Here is a 19129-nt window from a genome sequence, read left to right as displayed (position 1 = left end):
ATTATATACTCAATATATGTTAGATATAGGTATAGGAATAAGCTCCGGCAAGAACGCTGCGACGGCCGCGGAAGAGATCTCCCGCTTGGCCAAAGCCAATAAACCGGCCAAGAATAAGATCGACCTGGCCCTGTTATTCACCTCCCCGGAATTTTCCTCGGCAAATTTCCTCAAAACGATCAACAATATGCTCGGCGGAGTCCCGATAGTCGGATTAACCGGGCCGGCGGTCATCTGTAATCAAGGAATATTCAAACACGGCGCGGTATTGCTGCTGCTCAGCCTTCCGGAAGGCGCGCTTCTCAGCCACGGGTGCGTAAAAGGCATAAAAACAAAGCCTCCGCGCGAAGCCGGCGAAGAGATCGGCGATAAACTTCTCTGCGGATTAAAGAATAACACCCGCGGCCTGGGGTTATTGTTTTTTGACCGGCTGGTCGAAGACGGCCCGAACATCATATCCGGCCTGCAGGACCACCTGGGGCGCAGCTTTCCCTGCTGGGGGGTCTTTCCCTCCGATCATTTCCACCCCATAAGGACGTCTTTGTATTTTAACCAGTCGATCGTCACTGACGGCTGTGCCGGGATAGTTTTGGGCGGCAGGATCTCCTGCGGAGCAGGGATGAAGCACGGGTGGAAACCGTTAGGCAAACCGCATAGCGTAAGCGCGGCTGAGGCAAATATCATAAAAAAGATCGACGGACAACCGGCGGTAAAACTCTATGAAGAATACCTGGCCTGCGACCTGAACCGGCTTAAGAAAGAGATAAAAACCCTCTCCATTTCTTACCCGATCGGCGTATTCGCGCCCGGTGAGACAGAATATATATTACGCAATGTTCATAACGTGACGGACGACGGATCGCTCATATGCCAGGGCAATATCCCCGAAGGAAGCATGATCCGTCTGATGATCAGCACCAAAGAAACTTGCCTGAAGGCTGCTTATGCGGCTGTCGCCGAAGCGGTTAATAACGTATCCAACCCGATGCTGAAGTTTAGCAAGACAAAGACCTCGCAGCTGGCTATTGCATTTAGCTCTTTTTCAAGGTACAATCTACTGCGAAGGGACACAAACAGGGAGCTAGAGATCATCCGGGAAAGCCTGGCGCCTAATACGCCCATTATCGGGCTGTATTCAGGATGCCAATTAGCGCCTTTAACGGCCCTGGGCTACCGGGGGCAGTCTTATCTGCACAACCAGACGATTTCCGTCTTGATCCTTGAGGGATAATGATATCCTACATTAACGGAGAGAACCTGTTCAATCTGCTCGGCCTGATGAGCCTGATATCCGCGATCGCGCTGTTCTTCGTCCTGCTTTTAAAATCCCATAAGATAAACCAACTCCAGGAATCCGTCAATAACCTGAAACGCTCTTTGGACGAAATGGACGAGCAGGCCAAGCTTGTCGTGCGCACGGATATCGAACTGAACAAGACCCAGGAAGAACTGGACAAGAAACTGACCGGCCTGTATACCCTGCAAAGGTTCTCCCGGACCATCAGTTCAACGTTCGACGAAGAACAGATCTTCCAAAAGATCGAGATCGGAGACCTGGAAGAGATCGGCTTCGAGAAAGCCCTGGCTTTTTTATGGGACGCCAAAGAAAGAATATTCTCTTTGCGCTTAAATGTCGGTTATAACGAAGAGTCCTGCGCGGGGATAAAATCCCAGGTGGAAGCGAACAAAAACACTTATTGGGAAAGCGTTCGGAATGAAAAAACGCTTTCTTCCATAAGCATGCTCCTGGAGAACAATGAAAAAGAACGCCTGAAGGCGATATTCAAAACGCGTTCCTTTGTGATCTCGCCGATACTTCCCAAAGAAGGCAACCAGGGATTCCTCTTTGTAGGCTCGGATAAAAACCCTATGATCACTATCGGCGACGAGGAGCTGATCACCATTCTGGCCAATCAACTCGGCCAGGCCCTGGAAAATGCCAGGCTTTTCGAGAAAACCTGGCACGCCCATCAGGAACTGGAGAACCGGGTGGAAGAAAGGACCCGGGAACTAAGCCTGGCTTTGGAAGAGGTAAAAAAGATCAGCAAAAGAAAGAGCGACTTTGTCTCCAGCGTATCCCATGAATTACGCACCCCACTTACTTCCATCAAAGGCTATGCCTCCATACTTCTGGCGGGAAAACTGGGGGTCGTGCCGGAAGAAGTGCATAAGCGGCTGGACAAAATCAACAAGCATTCTGACGAACTGGTGCAGTTCGTGAACGACCTGCTGGATATTTCCCGCATCGAATCCGGCAAAGCGTCAATGAAACTTGTCCCGCAGGGATTAAAGGCAATCCTTGAGGAGATCTCGGACATGTTGTCGGTGCTTTTGAAGGAGAAAGAGATCTCTTTCTCCAGCGAATTGGCGCCGGACCTGCCGGAAGTGCTGGTCGATAAAGAACAGATCAAGCGGGTATTCATAAACCTGATCAACAACGCTATAAAATACACGCCCAAAGGAAAAATCACTGTCCGGGTCATCGATTCGGGCAAACAGGTACAGGTGGACGTTTCCGATACGGGATGCGGAATACCCGAAAACGCGCTGGAAACTATATTCGAGGAATTTTACCGGGTGGACAGCACCCTTAACCAGGATATAAAAGGGACCGGGCTGGGCCTGGCTCTTGTAAGAAATATAATCGAGGCGCACAAAGGAAAAATATGGGTAAAAAGCAAGGTCGGAGAAGGATCGACTTTCAGCTTCACCCTGCCTAACGCATTCTAAACTATCTAAAAACTTATGGCCATAAAAATACTTATCGTTGATGACGACCCGGATATCCGGGATGTGCTGCGGATAACCCTGGAAGACGAGAAATACGAGGTTTACGAAGCGAATAACGGCGAGGAAGGGCTCAAGGCGATACAGAACAAAACTTTCGACCTGGCCTTGTTGGATTATAAAATGCCGAAAATGACCGGGTTGGAGCTTTGCGCCAGGATAAAAAAAGATATATTGCTCAGGCATCTTCCGGTGATCATGGTCACCGGTAAAGGAGAGATCACCGACAAGATCGACGGAATAGATTCCGGAGCGGACGATTATATAGTAAAGCCATTTGAGCCCAAAGAATTACTGGCCAGGATACGTATGGTTGTCCGGCGCACTGAACGCGACCTGGAAGCAAACCCCTTAAGCAGATTGCCGGGTAATGTCTCTATCCTGAACGAGCTCTCCCACCGGCTGGAAAGCAAATTACCTTTCGCGGTCTGTTACGTGGACTTGGATAAATTCAAGGCTTATAACGATACTTACGGATTCGAGCACGGGGATGATGTGATCCGAGAAGTCGCCCGTATCCTGATCCGCTCAACCCGCGAGACCGGCCAGGCGGAAGATTTTATCGGCCATATAGGCGGCGATGATTTTGTGGTAGTCACCACCCTGGACAAAGCCGACACCCTTTGTTCTGCCATAATCGAATCCTTCGATAAAACCATCCCGTCTTTTTATAATGAGACGGACCGAAACAACGGTTATATATTAGCCAAGGACAGGCAGGGCAGCGAAAACAAGATACCGTTAATGTCCGTATCAATCGGAGTAGTAACAAACGAGTTTCGTAAAATAGACCATGTCGCCCAGATCGGCGAGATAGGCGCCGAACTGAAAGGCTACGCCAAAACCGTAGGAAAAAGCAATTTCATCAGGGATAAACGCAAATAAGTAAGAATTAAAAGGGGAACCCCTGTTTGTTAAAAAACAGGGGTTCCCCTTTTTTATTGGTGCGAGGAGAGGGAGTTGAACCCTCACAGTTTATGCAACCAACAGCCCCTCAAACTGTCGCGTCTGCCAATTCCGCCATCCTCGCAAAGAATTGCACCCCCAATCCATCCGATAGGATTGGGTGTCGCATAGTAATTTACGCCGATCTATCTACAGCTTCTTCTCTATCTTAGCCCAAGTGTCGCGCAGGGTAACAATCCGGTTAAATACCGGCTTCCCGGGAACGCTGTCTTTTGTATCCACAACAAAATATCCTAACCTCTCAAACTGATATCTATTTGCCGCGGCCGCGTCTTTCAAACTCGGTTCGACCATACAGCCGTCCAGGGCCTCAACAGAATTGAGATTAAGATTAACCGTAAAATCCACGCCTTCCGGGACATCGGAAGGGTCCCTATTTGTAAAAAGAACACCGTATAACCGCACCTGCGTCTTTATGGCATGTTTGCAGGATACCCAATGGATCGTCGCTTTTACCTTGCGGCCGTCAGGGGAATCGCCTCCGCGGGTCAACGGATCATAGGTGCAGTGGATTTCCTGTATTGTACCTGTTTTTTCGTCTTTTTGCAAGCCGACACATTTTATAAAATAACCGCAGCGCAGCCGCACCTCGCGCCCCGGAGCCAAGCGGTAAAATTGCTTCGGCGGATCCTCGCGAAAATCATCCTGTTCTATATAAAGCTCCCTTGAGAACGGGACTTTTCTTGTGCCCATGGACGGATCCTCGGGATTATTGATAACATCCAACTCTTCTGCCCGATCACCGGGATAATTGTCAATGACCACCTTTAACGGCCGCAGCACCGCCATGACCCGCGGCGCGATTTTATTCAGCTCTTCGCGGATACTGTTTTCCAACACCACCATATCTACTATGCTGTCCGCCTTGGCCACGCCGATCTGGTCGCAGAATCTTCTTATGGATCCCGGGGTATAACCTCTTCTGCGCAAGCCCGATATGGTAGGCATCCGCGGATCATCCCAACCGGAAACATATTTCTTCTCCACCATCTCCAGGAGCTTGCGCTTGCTCAAAAGAGTGTGCCCGAGATTAAGCCGGGCGAATTCTACTTGCCTCGGATGGTGGATACCTAATTCTCGCAGTATCCAATCATATAACGGACGGTGCACTTCGAATTCCAGGGTACAGATAGAATGGGTTATCCCTTCTATTGAATCGCAGATCCCATGGGTAAAATCATATGTCGGGTATACAGGCCATTTATTCCCTGTCCGGTGGTGCGTCTCTTTTCTAATGCGGTAGAACACCGGGTCGCGCATCAATAGGTTAGGGTGGGACATATCGATCTTTCCGCGCAGAACCCTGGCCCCCTCGGCGAACTCGCCTGCCCTCATCCTGGCAAACAGGTCCAGGTTCTCTTCGACGCTGCGCCCGCGGAAAGGGCTGTCCTTGCCGGGTTGAACGATAGTGCCTCGAAATCGCCGCATATCTTCCAGGGACTGATCGCAGACAAAGGCCTTGCCTTTTCTAATAAGCTGGAGCGCGTATTCGTATATTCTATCGAAATAGTCGGAGGCGTAATAAATCCGGCTATCCCAATCAAATCCCAGCCATTTCACGTCTTCTTGGATGGAATTGACGTATTCGACATCCTCGGTTTCAGGGTTGGTATCGTCAAACCGCAGGTTACACAGCCCTTTATAATCGCGGGCAATGCCGAAGTTCAGACAAATACTTTTAGCATGGCCTATATGCAGATAGCCATTGGGCTCCGGGGGGAAACGAGTATGCACACCGCCGCTGTTATTTCCCAGGGCCAGATCGCTATCGATTATCTCACGAATAAAATTGGTTATAGATTTTACGGGATCCATATGTTCCTTTAAAGATAAAAAACAATATGTTATTATACATTAATACTCAAAAATATCAAACTTCCGCGTAACACACAGGTTATTTTCAGATAACCTACCAATACCCTGTTTTTCTTATCCTTTCCTGCATCTCCCTGCCTATCCCGGGATCAAAAGGATATTCTTGATCTTGATAGTCGGGCAAGGACGCTTCCCATTGCTTTAGCCGCGTTTGCATCTTAGCGGCAATCGCCCTGTTCCTGTTAAGGACATCGATTTGCTCGCCGGGATCGCGAGAAAGGTCGAACAATCTCCGCCTTGTGCCCCCCTCGGTCAACTTCCATTTTTTTGAACGGATTGTTTTCTTTTTGGGCAATTCGGAAAAAATATATTCGCGAGGCGCGCCAACCGAGCCCCCTCTCATCAGATTTACTAAACTCACCCCTCGGGCTTGAGAGGGGACCGCTATTCCGGCTAATTCCAAGACTGTCGGCATAATATCAATGGTTTCTGCCAGATCCTCAATCCTTTTGCCCCCCGGACCTCCGGGAATTTTAATTATCAGCGGCACATGAATATTCGTATCCCAAAGGCTGGAATGTCCATATTTACCATGCTCTGCGAATTCCTCTCCATGGTCTGCAGTGATAATCAACACGGTTTTCCCACACAACCCCAATGTTTTTAATTTTACTTCCAGCGGTTTTATCAGCTCGTTATCAACAGCCCGGATTCTTTCATCATAAACAGAGATCCAGCCCTCAGGATCGCTGCGTCCTTTTTTTTGCAACCAAGGAATAAGTAAAGAGCATTTGAATTGGTCTAAACTATTTCTTTTCTCCGGGTCCACTAATTCCAACATTTTACTGAGCTTATCCGGATTATAGTTCCCCCTGAACAGTTCTTTATGCGCTGAAACCACTTCGGGGCCAAAAAAAGCGTTTCCGGGGGATTTCGCCAGGCGGATCAATTTGAAATAAAAATCTTTTTTTACTTCCCCTTCATGCTCCGGAAAGGAACGGTAAAAATCATGTACCGCCCTTGAATCTATTGCCAGAAAGAAATTATTCGACCTGTTCTTTTCAAGCCAGGAAAAAAGCTCCGGGCCGCCGCTAAAATCCGCGCCCAATTCAACCTTATCCTGAAACCCGCGGCCAAATCCGACGTTTATATCCAGATGCGGCGTTTTTAATTGAGAAAACCATGCGGTCTTATAGCCGTAAGTTCCGAATATTTCCGCTATCGTTTTTATCCCCGGGGACAACTCATCTTTAAAAACATAAAACATCCCGTGGGACGAAGGATAAAGTGAGGTTAAAATAGATATTGTACTGGGGAGGGTATAACCCGACTGACTGAACGCTTTTTCAAAAACGCAGGAATCCCGGGCTATCGCATCAATTGCCGGCGAGGTCTGCTTAGGATAGCCATAACATCCTAAATGATCGGCCCTTAGATCATCAATAATAACCAGGATCACATTTAGTCCCCCGGCGCCTGGAGGCCGACTTATTTCATTTGCCGCCGCAACTTTAAAAAATCCGGGGATCAGGCAAAGAATTATCGAAACCGCAAAGAATGGCGTTGTTTTCTTTATCACGGAAATGTAGAATTGTTTTATTTGCCCCCCAGGGATTCGAACCCCGATTAACTGATCCAGAGTCAGTCGTGCTGCCGTTGCACTAGAGGGCAGTAAACATCCGAGGGTTTAATTATATCCGCTTTCAGGAAAGCTGTAAAGAAGGATTTTTGAGGCTTATAAAAACTGTTTATTCAAGGATCACGCATATAGAAAGGTTTTAAGAACCCCGCGTTTCCCCGGTTTATTTTTTTATAAATTTACTCAATCTTTCAACCGCACGGCCTTTACCTAAACAATAAATCACTTCGAAAAGTCCGGGGCCGACTGTCTTGCCGGTAAGCGCGACACGGACAGGATGGATAAGCGCTTTGGATTGAATGCCCAATTCCGCGACTGCCTTCCGGAAACATTCTTCGATCTCAGGGATCTCGAACTTTTCCAAACTGCTCAGCCTCTGCGTGAACAAGCCGAATTCCCGGGAGAGGTCCTGTGACAAAAACTTCTCTTTTGCCTCCTGATCGAAGATAACCTCGTTGACAAAGAAAGAGTCCGCCCGATCCACAAAATCCTGCAGCACGGTAAGCCTGGACTGGAATAATCGCAGGACTTCCCGGGTATATTCCCGGTCGATATTATCTTTACCGATCAAACCCTTCTCGATCAAAAGCGGGATAACCTCTTCTGCCAGCTTAGCGGTATCTTCGTTCTTAAGATACTGGTTGTTTATCCAATCGAGCTTATCCATATCCATTACCGCAGCGGTCTTGTTTACGTGTTTTATGTCAAAGAGCTTTATAGCTTCTTTTATATCGATGATCTCCCGGTTCTCTCCGGGGGCCCAGCCTAAAAGCATAAGGAAGTTAACCATGGCCTGCGGCAGATACCCTGCCTGCCGATACTCGGATATGGCGGTCGCCCCTTTTCGTTTGGACATCCTTCCACCGCCTTTAGCCAAGATCAGAGGCAGATGCGCGAACTGCGGCAGGTTAAAACCCAGCGCCTCATAAATAAGCAGTTGTTTCGGGGTGTTGGAAATATGATCGTCACCGCGGATAATATGGGTTATCTCCATTAAAGCGTCGTCGACCACGCAGGCAAAATTATACGTGGGTGTCCCGTCGGATTTTATCAGGACCTGGTCTTTGATGACTGCGGTATCGAACTCTATTTCCCCGTGGATCAGGTCTTTTATCTTTACCTTTTCCCCGGTCACTTTATAAATTATCGCCTCTTTACCGGCTTCATTTTTCTCGATATAGGCCTTGCCCGAACTTAAAAGTTTTTGGGCGTATTCCCTGTAGATATCGAACCTCTGGCTCTGATAATATACCTGGCCCCAATTAAACCCCAGCCATTTAAGGCTGCCTAATATCTCATCGATGTATTCTTTTTTAGAGCGCAGCGTATCCGTATCCTCGATCCTAAGGATCATCTCTCCGCTCTGGGAGCAGGCGTAAAGCCAGTTAAAAAGCGCGGTGCGCGCTCCGCCAATATGCAAATTCCCGGTAGGGCTGGGCGCAAATCTTACTCGAACCATTTATTTTTCCTCTTTCTTTTTTTTATATAGGGTTCCGGATTTACTCTGCCAATCTTGCTCCGGCGGACAACGCGGCCAGGTTTAAAGCGCCAAGATCTTTCTTGTCTTGCGGGGTCATATCTATAATAACCTGGTTAAGGCTTTTGATGCTGATAAGTTTTGTCTTAGCCGCAAAAAAACCTAACGCGGCTATATTCGCCACCTTTATACCGCCTAATTTTACGGCTATTTCTGAAAAAGGTTGCCCGGCTACAACTCCCCTGGTATCCGGCCCGGCCTGAGCCAAAGAGCTGTTAATTACTATAAGCCCTTTATCCTTTAATCTCCCTTGAAAACGGGCAAGAGAAGGCCCATTCATGATTATCAGGCTGTCCGCGCGGCCGATAAAAGGCGAGCCTATCGGCTCATCGGAAACAACCACCATGCAATTAGCTGTGCCGCCGCGCACTTCAGCCCCGTAAGCCGGCAGCCAGGTAACATTCTTCCCTTCGAGCATCGCGGCCTCTGCCAGGACTTTTCCCATAAGCATGATCCCCTGGCCGCCAAAACCGGCGATTATTATCTTTTCTGTCATTTTAGCCTGCCTAACGGAAATTCCTTGACCATTTCTTCCCTGATCCACTGCATCGCTTTTTTCGGAGGCATCCCCCAATAAGTCGGGCAGGGAGACAGTATCTCCACAAGGGAAAACCCTACATTGTTAACCTGGTTCTGAAAAGCGGTCTTTACCGCCTGCCGCGCCTTTATCACTTCCTGGCTGGAAAATACGGAAACGCGCTCCACGTATTTCACCCCGGTTAATTGCGCCAGCAGCTCCGAGATCTTTAACGGATATCCTTCAAACTCCGGCCTTCTCCCAAAAGGAGAAGTAGCGGTCTTCTGCCCTAAAAGCGTGGTCGGAGCCATCTGGCCTCCGGTCATCCCGTAAACCGCGTTATTGATGAATATCACTGTTAGGTTTTCTCCGCGGTTAGCCGCGTGGATCGTTTCATTTGTCCCGATAGCGGCCAGATCCCCGTCACCCTGATAGGTAAAAACAATGTTATCCGGCCGGAGCCTTTTCATGGCCGTGGCTACTGCCAGCGCCCGGCCGTGAGCCGCCTCGGAACAATCAAAATCCCAGTAATCATAGGCGATGACCGCGCATCCTACAGGCGCTATGGCGATGATCTTTTCCCGGATATCCAGCTCATCTATGACTTCCGCCACCAGGCGATGGGCAATGCCATGCCCGCATCCTGGGCAGTAATGAGTGGATATGTTGCGCAGCGATCTGGGATAACTGAATACTTTTTTCATTTTATCTTCAATACCTCTTGGGCCTTCTTTATTATCTGCTCTTCGGAGAGTATCCCGCCTCCGGAGCGGCCGATAAATGCCACTTCGGCCTTGCCGTTCACTGCCAGGCGCACATCTTCGACCATCTGGCCGTACGACATTTCCACCACCAGGAATTTCACTCCCGGACGGATCGCCTTTTCAAAGGCCTTATCCGGGAACGGCCAAAGGCTTATCGGCCTAAGCAGCCCGGCCTTGGTCCCTTTATCCCGTAAATTCTTGACCGCGCTGCGGCAGATCCTGGACATCCCGCCATAAGAGACCAGAATCAATTTGGCGTCATCCAATAACTCTTCTTCCCAACGCTGCTCTTTTGCCTTGATCTGTTGGTATTTTTTCTGCAGCCTGAGATTAACTTCTTCCAGGATCCCGTCCTTAATGTATAGCGACCTTATGATATTCGGTTTGCGGCCGGAACAGCCGGTAAGCGCCCAGGGCTTGGCTATATTATTGATCTTATGTTCTTTCATCCGCATCGGTTCCATCATCTGGCCGAGCATACCGTCGCCCAGGATCATCACCGGGCCGCGATATTCATCCGCCAGGTCAAAGGCGGTAAACATCAATTCATATGCCTCTTCCACCGCAGCCGGAGCAAGCACAATAAGATGATAATCGCCGTGGCCGCCGCCCTTGGTCGCCTGGAAATAATCCGCCTGGGATGGGGAAATATTGCCTAATCCCGGCCCTCCGCGCATCATATTCACGATAACCGCCGGCAGTTCCGCCCCGGCGAGATAAGATATCCCTTCCTGCTTCAGGCTTATCCCCGGGCTGGAAGACGAAGTCATTGCCCTTACCCCGGTGGCGGATGCGCCAAAGATCATATTTATCGCAGCCAATTCTGATTCCGCCTGGATGAATACCCTGCCATTTTCCGGCATATGCCTGGCCATGTAAGCGGTAAGCTCATTCTGCGGAGTGATCGGATAACCCGCGTAAAACAAACATCCGGCCCGGATAGCGCCTTCGGCGATAGCCTCGTTGCCGGTCATTAATATTTTTTTATCTGTCTTCATTCTTTAGACACCTCAATGCAGCAATCCGGGCAGATCAACGCGCATAATCCGCAAGCCAGGCATTCCTGTTCGTTCTTGCATTCCACAAAAACGTCGCCCCTGCGGTTTAGCTTCCCCGAAGGGACAAGAAACCCTTTAGGGCAGGCACCGATACAAAGCAAACAACCCTTGCATTTCTCCGCATCAATGATTATCTTACGCATTTTATTTAAGATGCCCCCGTATACTGGCGCTGATCCCTGCGGCGGTTAACCCGGCCTTCTCCAGCAACAGTTCCCTGCGTCCGTGCGGGATGAATTCATCGGATAATCCCAGCCTGACTACCGGCCGGGACAATATCTCGCTGACCCGGCTGCCGAAACCTCCGTCAATTATACCCTCTTCCACTGTAAGAATTATTTTAGCCTGTTGGCTGATCTTATTCAAGATATTTTCGTCCAAAGGTTTTACAAACCTGGCGTTAACCACAGTTCCCGTAAATCCCTGCTTACTTAAAATATCAGCCGCGGCAAGCGTTGGGCCAACCATGCTCCCCAGGGCGATTATCGTAAAATCCTGGCCGGTCCTTAATATCTCCGGCTCGCCGAGTTTAATAGGAGAGCACCCCACATCCGAAGCGCCGGCTATTGCCCGGGGATACCGGATAGCTACCGGCTTATTCAAGGTTAAACTTAATTCCAGCATCCCTTCTAATTCCCCCGCGTCTTTGGGAGCCATTACTATAAAATTAGGGATATTCTTCAAAAAAGAAATATCGAATATGCCCTGATGGGTCACGCCGTCTTCGCCTACAATCCCGGCGCGGTCAACTGCCAGGACCACCGGAAGGTTCTGCAAGGCGATGTCTTCAATGATCTGATCGTAAGCCCGCTGCAGGAATGTGGAATAAACAGCCACCACCGGTTTAAAACCGCCGGCGGCAAAACCCGCGGCAAAACAAAGCGCGTGACCCTCGGCTATACCTACATCAAAGAAACGCTGCGGAAAAGATCCACGGAATTTATCCAGACCGGTCCCTTCAGGCATAGCCGCGGTTATAGCCACAATCTTCGGGTCTTTTTGCGCCATCTCAACCAGCTTTGCCCCGAAAACCTGCGTATAAGTCTTGGCAGGGCTGTCTTTTTTACAGATAGCCTTGCCTGTGGGAATATCGAACCTTCCGACACCATGGAATTTTACCGGGTCCTGTTCCGCAGGCGGGTAACCTTTGCCTTTGCGGGTGATCACATGCACCAGCCTCGGGCCTTTTATCCCCATGATATTCTTCAAGCAAGGGATCAAAACCGCCAGGTTATGGCCGTCTAACGGCCCGAAATAGCGAAACCCCAACTCCTCAAATAACATCCCAGGGACAAAAAAACCTTTCAGGTTCTCTTCAAACCTGTTGGCGATCTTTAACAGCCTGCTGCCCTTGGGAACCCGGGATTTGATAAAATTATCCAGGGAACCCCTGAAACGGTTATATACCGGCAGCGAGATCAGTTTATTTAAATAGGTGCTGATCGCCCCCACATTAGGAGCGATGCTCAATTCATTGGTATTCAGGATGACCAAGATGTCTTTTTTGAGGTGCCCGGCGTTATTTAACCCCTCAAAGCAAAGCCCGCCGCTTAAGGAACCGTCGCCGATTACCGCGGCTACCCGAAAATAATCCTGCGGCTGCAGGCAATCCCTGGCGCAAGCCAGGCCCAAAGCCAAAGACACGGCATTAGAGCTATGCCCGCAGGTGAAAGTGTCATGACTGGATTCATCTTTGCAGGGAAAGCCGCTTAACCCGGAGAACTGCCGCAGGCTGTCAAAATCCTTGTTCCTGCCGGTAAGGATCTTGTGCGCGTATGCCTGATGACCCACGTCAAAAACGATCTTGTCTTTCGGGCTGTTCAGGCAATAATGCAAGGCTATAGTCAGATCCACGGCTCCCAGGCTGGAAGCGATATGGCCTCCTGTCTTGGAAACAACTTCAATGATCCTGCTCCGTATTTCCGCGGCCAGAACAATCAGTTCTTCCGTGGAAAACTGCTTCAGGTCCTGCGGCGAGTTTATTTTTTCCAGTAACATTTTGTTTTATTCTTTTATTTCGGCTTCATCCAGGCCTTTTAGCTCGAATTCGCCTTTTTTGTTCTTAACCAGTATGTCGATCTTCTTTTTAGCGCTGTCCAACCGCTGCGAGCACTGCCGGGAAAGCTCCAGGCCTTCCTGGTATTTTTTCAATGCATCATCCAGGGAAAGCTCGCCGTTTTCCAGCTCGTCAACTATCTTTTCCAGCTTTTTCAAAGCCTCTTCGAATTTTATTTCCGGCATAAGACCTCCTGCAAAATTATCGTTGTGCGCTAAGAACAATTTACCCGCGTTACCCTGCTGATGATCTCTCCTTTATATACCTTGGTTCTGATCATATCGTCTTTATTTACCTGCCCCGCATCCTTTATCACCCGTCCGTCGGGATCCTTGAAGGTCACGCTGTAGCCTCTGGCCAGGATATTCAATGGATTAAGGCTGGCGAGATTCTCGGCTATTCCGGTGAACCGGGAATCTTTCAATCTCAAGAAATGGCCCATGCGCACATAGATCTGCCTGGCCAGATCAGCGATCCTGGTCTTATACTCCGGTATCAGGGTCGCCGGATTAAAAATCGCCAGTTTATTTGATACCGCGTCCAAACGGTTGTGATTTATCTGCCAGTTATGCCCCATGGCTATAGAGAGACGGCGTATAAGGTCATCTTCCTTTTGCGCGAAATCCAGCGCGGTATCCTCAAGCCCTTTCTTAAGCCCGGATATCAGGCCGTCCAGTTCCCGGCGCAGCTTTTCTTTTTCCGGGATGACCAATTCCGCCGCCTGCGACGGCGTAGCCGCCCGCAAATCGCAAACCAGGTCGGCGATAGTCCAGTCCCGCTCATGGCCTACCGCGGATATTACCGGTATCTTGGAATTATATATCGCCCGGGCAACGATCTCCTCATTGAACGGCCAGAGGTCTTCAATGCTTCCTCCGCCGCGACCCACGATTAAAACCTCGACCTGTTCATCCCTGGAAAGTCCCGCGTTCCTGACATTAAAATCCTCGATCGCCAAAGCGATATCCTCTTTTGCGCCGTCCCCCTGGACCCTTACCGGGCTGAGAATAATATGTATATCCCGGAATCTGCGGTCAAGCACTTTAAGGATATCTTTTATCGCCGCGCCGGTGAGCGAGGTCACTACCCCTACCCTGGCCGGAAGATAAGGTATTTGTTTTTTTCGCGCCGGGGCGAATAACCCTTCTTTTTCCAGTTTTTCTTTTAACTGCTCCAGGGCCAACTGCAGGCTTCCTACGCCTTTGGGCTCTATCTTCTCGATGATCAGCTGGTATTGCCCGCGGGGGGCATAAACATCGATGTTGCCGAAACAAACCATCTTCTGACCGTCTTCGATCTTGAATTTAATATCCCTTGCGGCCCGGTTAAATATAACCGCGGAAAGCACCGCGGACTCGTCCTTCAGGGAAAAATAAAGGTGCCCGGCTGAAGAAGGCCGCAGATTGGAAACCTCGCCTTCTACCCAGACTTGCCCGAAATAATCCTCAAAGAGCAATTTGATGCCCTGGGTAACCTCGCTGACCGTATATACCCGCCGCTTCTGCGCTGGCGCTGCCTGCGGATCGAACAGGTCGGGTGATTTGTCCGCCATAACTAACCTTCTCTTATTTATCCTGGATTACCGTAGTATTCTGGACTGGTTGCGGGATAACTTCCTGCGCCTGGGTATTATTCACCACGGTCCCGCCGTTACCCGGCTTAACAACCGCGTCCGGGGATTTAGTCTCAGGCACTTCTACAACAGCCGCAGTATTGTTAACCGCCGGCTCCTGAGGTATGGGCTTTTCCGGTTGCGAGGCCAATGCCTGCGGTTCTTCCTTGATCACTTTCTTGGGCTCGGTCTGCGCTGTCTGGCCTTTCTGGGTCTGCGCCTGAGTCTCTTCTATACTCGGCTGCGGTTGCGAAATAGGTCCCGGCTCAGGCGGTTTTGGTTTCAAAATCACCATACTGACCGAATAAGGTTCCAGGGTTAAGGTTTCCCGGTAAATTCCATCCGTTGCCACTATGATTTTCTCCTCATCCGGCTTTAACTCCGCCGCGGAAAGATTCCGGGAATCCAAGGTGACCCGGGAATACAAATATTCCCCTTTCAGGCCCTTGATCGCCAATTTGAGGGGGCGCGGGGATACCTTAAGCTTCTCGGCGGTATCGTTTATCTCCTGGGCTTTACGCAATATCGCCTGCACTTTAGCGCTCAGACGCAAATCTGCCGGGTTTAATTCCCGGCGCATGATCTTTGCCGCGCGTTCGGATTTAGCTATCCCTAAAAGCGCCTCTCTTTCGGCGTCTTTCAAAAGGGCGATCTCCCGGGACAGGTAATTACGGAATATGTCCGTATCGATATAATTATAGATCAGCACCGCCGATTCGTCCTGGCCTTTGGTAGCGATCGCGCCGACAAACTCGTCATTTAACCTCGCCTGCGGCTGTAGGAGATCTTTGTATAAAGACGCCAGCATTTTGAAAACCGCGAATATCGGCTTCGGCCCGCCTTGATACCCGGGAGAGCCGCTTTTGAACCAGAAAACGCCAACATTGCGGACCACGCCTTCTTTATTGCCCTGAAAATCTTCGAGCGAGAAAAAAACCTGGCCGTCTATCCCCGCCTGATACATATTCTTGATCCTGCCGGGGATAAAACTGGCGCAGATATTCGCCTTCTCTTTCCTTTCAGGAAGGACGTTCGCCCCGCTGTCATAATTCCACTCGTCTACCAAGAGCGGGATATCCTGCGGAAAATTAAAATATGAAAGCCATTCTCGGATCAAAACAATGAATTCTTTATTATACGCGGTAAGCCTTTTTTCGGTGTAAGGATCGGTGGAATAAGCATGCCAGGTAATAAAGTTCAGGGGCAGCTTATACGTATAGCAGAACTTTATCAGCCCGTAAATAAGGCTTTTCTCCGGGATGAGGATATTATTCCCCTCCGGGTTCCTGAACCACCAGCTGGTCGAGGGGCCTCCCACGAGTATATGTATCTTGGTCTCATCCTCAAGTTCCTTAACGGCCTCAGCCACTGCCCGGTAAAGTTTAAGGTATTCCTGCTGGCTTCCCAGGAAGAAATTATCCAGGTCAGGAGCGCTCCAAACCTCATACCAAACATTGTATTTCTTATTGCAGCTGAGCTCGCGGATATATCCTTTAACAACTTCCTTAAATGCTTTAAGATTTACCGGCGAGCTTTTCTTGTCTAAAACTTTGCCCTGGCCGGAAGGCGTGCTGAATATATCCAGGATAACCGTCCCCCCGGCATCGCTTATCCTTTTGATCACCGATTCATAATTCGCCAGAAGCTTATCCTGAAGCTGCTTATCTTTGGCATGCCGGCTGATCTCCCAAAGATTATACTGCAGGCGGTATATGCCTTTCCAGCCGATACTTTTTTCCCAGGCGTCCAGCGCTTCCGGAGCTGCCAGGGATTGCGGCCAGACGGGATCGGAATGACTTCCTCTGCCGCTCAAGTCTATATTCGGGGAGAATATTCCGGGTAAAGGGATGGCATTAGCGTTGAGGTCGACCGTATATTCAAGTTCGCCTTCTGCGGCATACGCCCAAAGCCCGGCGTATACGGAAAAAGCGCAGAAAAATACCGCGGCCGCGGCAAAATATAACTTACCGAAAGATCTTTTAGTTTTATAGGATTCGGGCATTTGTCATACAGCAGGCATTTTCCGCTGGATCCTTTCAATGTCCCCGGCCCTGCCGCTATTATCGTCTATATCCAGGATAACCCCGTGGAGCTGGATGTTATCCTCCGCCACCTCGAACTTTACCGGCAGGGAAGTAATGAACCGGTGCAGAACGTCCTCTATCCTTCTTCCGATAACCGAATCATACGGCCCGGTCATCCCGGCATCGGTAATATAGGCGGTGCCCGGCTGAAGGATCTTTTCATCAGCGGTCTGGATATGCGTATGCGTGCCCAAAACCGCAGAGACCTTCCCGGTCAAATACCAGCCTAGGGCGACTTTTTCAGAGGTCGCCTCGGCGTGGATGTCCACTATTATTATATTGGTTTCTTTTTTAACGCACTCTATTGCCTGGTCACAGGCTCTAAAAGGGCAGTCAACGGGCTCCAGAAAAACCCGACCCAGGACACAAACCACCCCGACCTTTTTCCCGTTTGCCGTTTCAAAAATACCCCAGCCCGCACCCGGGGAGCCTTTAGGATAATTAACCGGCCTTAATATGCGTTTTTCAACAGCGATAAGTCCTACGATCTCGCGTTTCTTCCAGATGTGGTCCCCGGAAGTCAAAACATCGACCTGGCTGGCGAATAATTCCTCGGAGGTCTTGCCGGTGATCCCCGACCCGCCGGAAGAGTTCTCGGCGTTGGCGATGACAAAATCCAGGCCCAACTCTTTCTTCAATTCCGGGACGAGCCGCTTGACCGCATCCCGACCGGGTTTACCTACCACGTCTCCTATGAATAATATCTTCATTCTTTTATTTAGCGTACTCTATAGCCCGGGTCTCGCGGATAACCGTGACTTTGATCTGCCCGGGGTATTCCATCCCTTCCTCGATACGTTTGCGAATATCCCGCGCGAGATTGATCGCTTCGCCGTCGGCGATCTTCTCCGGCTGCACTATGACCCGTATCTCGCGGCCAGCCTGGATCGCGTAAGATTTATCCACGCCTTTAAAAAGGTTGGCGATAGACTCTAACTTCTCCAACCGTTTTATATATGTCTCCAGCGTTTCCCTTCTGGCCCCCGGCCGGGCGGCGCTTATCGCGTCAGCGGCCACAGCCAGGACAGCGAAGAAGCTCTTCGGTTCCGCCTCTTCATGGTGCGCCTCGATGGCATGGATCACTTCCGGAGATTCATTGTATTTCTTGGCCAGGTCAGCGCCCAGCTTGGCGTGGGTACCTTCCACCTGATGATCCACGGCTTTGCCTATATCGTGCAAAAGTCCGATCCTGCGGGCCAGCTTGAAATTCAATCCCAGTTCCGAAGCCATCACTCCCAGCAAATAAGAAACTTCTTTGGAATGCTGCAGCGCATTCTGGCCGAAACTGGTACGGTGCTTTAGCCTGCCTAAAAGCCTTACCAGCTCCGGATGCAGGCCGTCCACCCCGGAGTCAAAAGCCGCGCGCTCCCCTTCTTCGCGGATTTTCTCATCCATTTCCTTTTTGGTCTTCTCCACTACCTCCTCAATGCGCCCAGGATGGATCCTGCCGTCCCCCAAAAGCTTCTCCAGGCTCAAGCGCGCGATCTCCCTGCGGACAGGATCAAAACAGGAAAGGGTCACCGCCTCAGGGGTATCGTCAATAATCACATCCACCCCGGTGGCCATTTCCAGCGCCCGGATATTCCTTCCTTCCCGGCCGATGACCCGGCCCTTCATCTCATCGCTGGGAAGATTAACCACGCTTACCGTCGACTCCACTGTATGTTCTACGGCGCAACGCTGTATGGAAAGGCTGATTATCTCCGCGGCTTTTTTGTCAGCTATGCCGCGCAGTTCCTCTTCCTGCTTCTTGATCAATACCGCCTTTTCGGCGTTAAGCTCTTCATTCAACCTGCTTAAAAGGATCTGCCTTGCCTCTTCTACGGAAAGAGAGGCTATCTTTTGCAGCCTTTCCTTCTCTTCGGCGATCAAACCATGCAGCTGGCTTTCTTTCGCCTTTAAACCCTCTTCCTGCTTCTTCAGGCCTTCCTGGCGAAGCTCAATATCTTTTTCTTTCTTTTCCAAAAGGTCAAGCCTGCGGTCGATATTCTCTTCCTTCTGGGTAAGCCTTTTCTCCAGATTAACGATCTCCTGCCTGCGGTCCTTGGTCTGCTGCTCGAAATCCTGCCGCATCTTGTAAAGCAGGTCTTTCGCCTCTAATTCCGCCGAACGTCGGCGGTCTTCCGCCTCTTTTTTCGCCTGTTCTTCAATGAACTTTGCCTTTGCCTCGGCGTCCTGGATCTTCTTTTCCGCCATATATCGGCGCATCGAATAACCGATAATGGTGGAGATCAAGGCTACCGCGATGAAAATAATTAGATTAAGCATCTATCTCCCTCCGACTATACCCGGCG

At 50.0% G+C, this 19129-nt stretch carries 16 protein-coding genes and 2 tRNA genes; 3 read left to right on the top strand and 15 right to left on the bottom strand.

The genetic code is table 11. The annotated features are described in order from the left end of the window. The first annotated feature begins 16 nt into the window (after window positions 1-16). Genes M0R35_00520 through M0R35_00510 form a run of 3 tightly spaced genes read left to right on the top strand, consistent with a single transcriptional unit; the run spans window position 17 to window position 3672 of the window. Complete coding sequence (locus tag M0R35_00520; protein MCK9594146.1) at window positions 17-1231, top strand: FIST C-terminal domain-containing protein; 1215 nt, start codon at window positions 17-19, stop codon at window positions 1229-1231. Continuing rightward, window positions 1231-2730, top strand: a complete 1500-nt coding sequence (locus M0R35_00515) for a HAMP domain-containing histidine kinase (protein ID MCK9594145.1) — start codon at window positions 1231-1233, stop codon at window positions 2728-2730. Before M0R35_00520 ends, M0R35_00515 begins: the two co-directional genes overlap by 1 nt. Window positions 2731-2745: 15 nt before the next feature. Further along, window positions 2746-3672 carry a response regulator gene (locus M0R35_00510; GenBank protein MCK9594144.1) on the top strand — a complete coding sequence of 309 codons (927 nt, stop codon included), beginning with the start codon at window positions 2746-2748 and terminating at the stop codon, window positions 3670-3672. Between the two features lie 57 nt (window positions 3673-3729). Here the strand turns inward: M0R35_00510 and M0R35_00505 are convergent. The 15 genes from M0R35_00505 to rny all read right to left on the bottom strand — a co-directional run bounded on the left by M0R35_00505 (window position 3730) and on the right by rny (window position 19103). Further along, window positions 3730-3817 (bottom strand) — tRNA-Leu (locus M0R35_00505). 65 nt (window positions 3818-3882) lie between these two features. Then, a complete protein-coding gene (locus tag M0R35_00500; protein ID MCK9594143.1) occupies window positions 3883-5568 on the bottom strand; it encodes a glutamine--tRNA ligase/YqeY domain fusion protein in 1686 nt (561 codons plus the stop codon). 94 nt (window positions 5569-5662) lie between these two features. Continuing rightward, window positions 5663-7027, bottom strand: a complete 1365-nt coding sequence (locus M0R35_00495; GenBank protein ID MCK9594142.1) for a sulfatase-like hydrolase/transferase — start codon at window positions 7025-7027, stop codon at window positions 5663-5665. A 141-nt stretch (window positions 7028-7168) separates the two neighbouring features. Next, window positions 7169-7239 (bottom strand) — tRNA-Gln (locus M0R35_00490). Window positions 7240-7370: 131 nt separating this feature from the next. Then, window positions 7371-8666, bottom strand: coding sequence for a glutamate--tRNA ligase (gene gltX / locus M0R35_00485; protein ID MCK9594141.1), 1296 nt, complete (start codon window positions 8664-8666; stop codon window positions 7371-7373). Window positions 8667-8706: 40 nt separating this feature from the next. Beyond that, window positions 8707-9240, bottom strand: a complete 534-nt coding sequence (locus tag M0R35_00480; protein MCK9594140.1) for a 2-oxoacid:acceptor oxidoreductase family protein — start codon at window positions 9238-9240, stop codon at window positions 8707-8709. Next, window positions 9237-9965: a thiamine pyrophosphate-dependent enzyme gene (locus M0R35_00475; protein MCK9594139.1), complete on the bottom strand. Its 729-nt coding sequence runs from the start codon at window positions 9963-9965 to the stop codon at window positions 9237-9239. The genes M0R35_00480 and M0R35_00475 overlap by 4 nt, the downstream gene beginning before the upstream one ends. Continuing rightward, window positions 9962-11023 (bottom strand): 3-methyl-2-oxobutanoate dehydrogenase subunit VorB, encoded by a 1062-nt coding sequence (locus M0R35_00470; protein ID MCK9594138.1) that lies wholly within the window; start codon window positions 11021-11023, stop codon window positions 9962-9964. The genes M0R35_00475 and M0R35_00470 overlap by 4 nt, the downstream gene beginning before the upstream one ends. After that, a complete protein-coding gene (locus tag M0R35_00465; GenBank protein ID MCK9594137.1) occupies window positions 11020-11226 on the bottom strand; it encodes a 4Fe-4S binding protein in 207 nt (68 codons plus the stop codon). The genes M0R35_00470 and M0R35_00465 overlap by 4 nt, the downstream gene beginning before the upstream one ends. Window position 11227: 1 nt before the next feature. After that, window positions 11228-13081: a 1-deoxy-D-xylulose-5-phosphate synthase gene (gene dxs / locus M0R35_00460; protein ID MCK9594136.1), complete on the bottom strand. Its 1854-nt coding sequence runs from the start codon at window positions 13079-13081 to the stop codon at window positions 11228-11230. A 6-nt stretch (window positions 13082-13087) separates the two neighbouring features. Beyond that, window positions 13088-13324 carry an exodeoxyribonuclease VII small subunit gene (xseB, locus tag M0R35_00455; protein ID MCK9594135.1) on the bottom strand — a complete coding sequence of 79 codons (237 nt, stop codon included), beginning with the start codon at window positions 13322-13324 and terminating at the stop codon, window positions 13088-13090. A gap of 29 nt (window positions 13325-13353) precedes the next feature. After that, on the bottom strand, window positions 13354-14691 hold the full coding sequence (xseA, locus tag M0R35_00450; GenBank protein ID MCK9594134.1) for an exodeoxyribonuclease VII large subunit: 1338 nt from the start codon (window positions 14689-14691) through the stop codon (window positions 13354-13356). Between the two features lie 13 nt (window positions 14692-14704). Next, window positions 14705-16753 carry a hypothetical protein gene (locus M0R35_00445; protein ID MCK9594133.1) on the bottom strand — a complete coding sequence of 683 codons (2049 nt, stop codon included), beginning with the start codon at window positions 16751-16753 and terminating at the stop codon, window positions 14705-14707. Window positions 16754-16756: 3 nt separating this feature from the next. After that, window positions 16757-17545, bottom strand: coding sequence for a TIGR00282 family metallophosphoesterase (locus M0R35_00440; GenBank protein ID MCK9594132.1), 789 nt, complete (start codon window positions 17543-17545; stop codon window positions 16757-16759). Window positions 17546-17549: 4 nt separating this feature from the next. Then, window positions 17550-19103 carry a ribonuclease Y gene (gene rny, locus M0R35_00435; protein MCK9594131.1) on the bottom strand — a complete coding sequence of 518 codons (1554 nt, stop codon included), beginning with the start codon at window positions 19101-19103 and terminating at the stop codon, window positions 17550-17552. Window positions 19104-19129: the final 26 nt, after the last annotated feature.

This window comes from Candidatus Omnitrophota bacterium, assembly GCA_023227985.1.
Classification (GTDB): domain Bacteria; phylum Omnitrophota; class Gorgyraeia; order Gygaellales; family Profunditerraquicolaceae; genus JALOCB01.
The sequence above is the reverse complement of the archived record's forward strand: the minus strand, read 5'-3'. Positions and strand labels throughout refer to the sequence as shown.